Annotated in this window: 2 protein-coding genes and 1 pseudogene; 1 reads left to right on the top strand and 2 read right to left on the bottom strand. The window is 45.6% G+C overall.

Features of this window, described 5'->3' with window-relative positions; genetic code table 11:
* Positions 1–560: pseudogene (locus V7D75_RS08460) on the top strand (hypothetical protein); the annotation flags it as partial.
* A gap of 130 nt (positions 561–690) precedes the next feature.
* On the opposite strand, the gene V7D75_RS08455 reads toward V7D75_RS08460, so the two are convergent.
* Positions 691–1,533: a phosphodiester glycosidase family protein gene (locus V7D75_RS08455; protein WP_333614212.1), complete on the bottom strand. Its 843-nt coding sequence runs from the start codon at positions 1,531–1,533 to the stop codon at positions 691–693.
* 56 nt (positions 1,534–1,589) lie between these two features.
* On the bottom strand, positions 1,590–3,014 hold a 1,425-nt coding region (locus V7D75_RS08450; RefSeq protein ID WP_333614211.1), incomplete at its 5' end, for an FMN-binding glutamate synthase family protein.

Genomic DNA, 3,014 nt, shown 5'->3' with positions numbered 1-3,014 from the left:
TTCACGAAACCATTAAGCGTACCGCCAAAAAAGGTGTGCTCGATATTCATATGCAAGCTGAGCGCCGCAACCGCGTCAAAGTCCTGATGCTATTCGATGTCGGGGGTAGTATGGACATCCACGTCGAAGCATTAGAAAAATTATTTTCTGCGGCCAAAAATGAGTTTAAAACGTTAGAGTTTTTTTACTTTCATAATTGCTTATATGATTATATTTGGAAAGACAATAATCGTCGCCACAGTGCGCCGATGCCGACTTTCGAGCTGCTCAATACCTATGGTCGCGAATATCGGGTGATATTTGTCGGCGATGCGTCGATGTCGCCGTATGAGCTGATGACGGTTGGCGGTAGTGTCGAATATATGAATAATGAGGCGGGCATCGTTTGGCTAAAACGGGTACTGGCGCATTTTGATAAAGTCGCTTGGCTCAATCCTGAAAATCCTGCGTATTGGAATTATACCCAAACCATCGTTGAGATTAAAAAGCTCTTCGATAATAAAATGTATCCGATGACCTTGCATGGTGTGGAAGAGATGACCAATTATCTGGCGCGCTAAGGAACAGTTGTAAGAATCATTGGCTTTATTTATTGTGTAAACACGCATAAAAATAGCCGTTATAAAATATAGCGGCTATTTTTTCATTTCTAATTTCTGTTTTTACTCTTGCTTTGCTAATTCTTTGTTTCTAATTTTTCGTTTCTATGAGCCCCATTATCACGCCCATCTCTTTTTTATCATGCTTATCAATGCTCGGTGCATAGAGTGCTGAAGCAATACCGCCATCTAAAAATAAGGCATTTGGGCAGTTTAAATCATCTTTAAACAGCGCGGCAAATTGATAAAAGCTCACCGGCGTTTCGCTATTGACAAATTGTATGCTGCCATCACTGCAAACACCTGCGCCATTACGCAGCTTAAGCGAGCTGCTATCAGGTTTAAACTGCGGGTGAATCTCATTATTGATGACCAGCATAGGACCCGATTGCGTCGCATACCAAGGCTGCGCCTCGCCATTTTTGAGCTGGCTGTCTAGCGCTTTGCTTTCGGTAATCTGTACTTTGCCAGCTTTATCCCACCACATGACGCCGTTGGGCAACAGATGAAAGTTGCCACCACCTTCTTTGACATTTAATGCGCGTCGCTCCCTACCTTCGATAACCGTATAGCCAATCGGCGCATAATTTTCATTATACATGCCAGCATTCATGGCAAAGTTGAGGGTTTGGTTAGAGGGCAGCGCCGCCAATAAAGCATCAAAAGTCAGTAGCGGCTGGTTGTTATCAGCATTGCTATCGCTCTGTTGCCAAAATAGCTGTAATGAATAACGCGTGTCGGTCAGTGCCTTTGCATCAATACGGCAAACGCTATAAGCAAAGGGCGTGTTTTGCGCCTGACATGACCAATTTTTGCCATCACTACTTATCGCGTCATGGTTATTATCATCTGTCGGCTGGCAAGCGCTGATGCTTAATGCAACCAGCGCTGCTGCCAACAATGAGTAAGGGAACCTAAATATAGAACTTGGCATCGATGACTTATCTTTTTATAGGATAACGTTAGATGGTCTAAAAAACGCCATAATTCTTAATCTTCCAATGGCGGAATTTCGCGGAAAGTATTATTGACGTTGCCAATTAATAAACCACCGTCGATGAGATCTACTGAATCATCTGGGTGCTGGGTGGTTGGGGCATTGGTTTCTTTACCTTTATCACGCGAGTCTTTGTTATAAGCAATCAGCGCATCGTTATTGGCAAGGAAGCTATCAGGATTTGCCATCACCCACATTTGGTTAAAGACGTCGGCGCGAGCATTTTGCTCAAGCAGGGCGCCTTGGTCAGCAAAGTAAAAAAACTTCGATAACAGCTTAATTTGACCATCGTCCAAACGGCGGGCGATATGATACGGCTGCAATTGGCTTGGATGCTGAAGACCGACCGCACCAACGATACTGGCAAGTGATTTAAGCGTATTTTTATGAAAGCTTGCCACGCGCTCAGCTTTACTTGGTACATCAAGGGCTTTTTGGCGATACGGATCTTGGGTAGCAACGCCAGTCGGGCAAGTATTGGTATGACATGAGCGCGATTGGATACAACCAACGGCAAACATAAAGCCGCGCGCCGAGTTACACCAGTCAGCGCCTAGCGCAATCATACGCGCAATATCAAAGCCTGAGACGATTTTACCACTAACGCCAAGCTTAATCTTATCGCGAATACCCGCACCAACTAAGGTGTTATGCACAAGCATAAAGCCTTCAACCATCGGCATACCGACGTTGTCCATAAATTCAACGGGCGCTGCACCTGTACCGCCTTCTGCGCCGTCAATGATGATAAAGTCAGGGTAATTTTCCATCTCTATCATAGCTTTTACAATCGCCATAAACTGCCACGGCTGACCGACACACAGCTTAAAGCCGACCGGTTTACCGCCTGATAAATCACGCAGCTGCTGCCAAAAAGTCACCAACTCACGCGGTGTGCTAAAAGCACTGTGTGACGAGGGCGACACGCAGTCTTTACCCATCGGCACGTGGCGCGTATCAGCAATCTCTTGCGTGATTTTTTCTGCTGGCAGTACGCCGCCTTGACCTGGTTTTGCGCCTTGTGAGAGTTTAATCTCAATCATTTTTACTTGCGGATCGGTTGCCTGTTCGGCAAAGGACTGTGGGTCAAAATTGCCAAGCTCATCACGGCAACCAAAATAACCGGTACCCAGCTCCCAGATTAAATCGCCACCAAACTTACGATGATAAGGGCTGATGGCACCTTCGCCGGTATCATGGGTAAAGCCGCCCAATTTAGCGCCTTGGTTTAATGCCATAATGGCATTGGCCGATAAACTCCCAAAGCTCATCGCTGAGATATTAAATACCGACATATCATACGGCTGTTGACAGCGCTCACCGCCAACGATAATACGAAAGTCTTTATTTTCTAACGGTTGGCTGACCGCTGATTGTAAAAACCATTCTTTACCGTGCGCGTATAAATTATCAAGCGT

The sequence above is a fragment of the Psychrobacter sp. genome (assembly GCF_036731945.1).
Lineage (GTDB): Bacteria > Pseudomonadota > Gammaproteobacteria > Pseudomonadales > Moraxellaceae > Psychrobacter.
This window is presented reverse-complemented; position numbering and strand designations above follow the sequence as displayed.

Coding starts and splice junctions, on each gene's coding strand:
- V7D75_RS08455 (WP_333614212.1), bottom strand. CDS start 1,533: ATGCCAAGTTCTATATTTAGGTTCCCTTACTCATTGTTGGCAGCAGCG.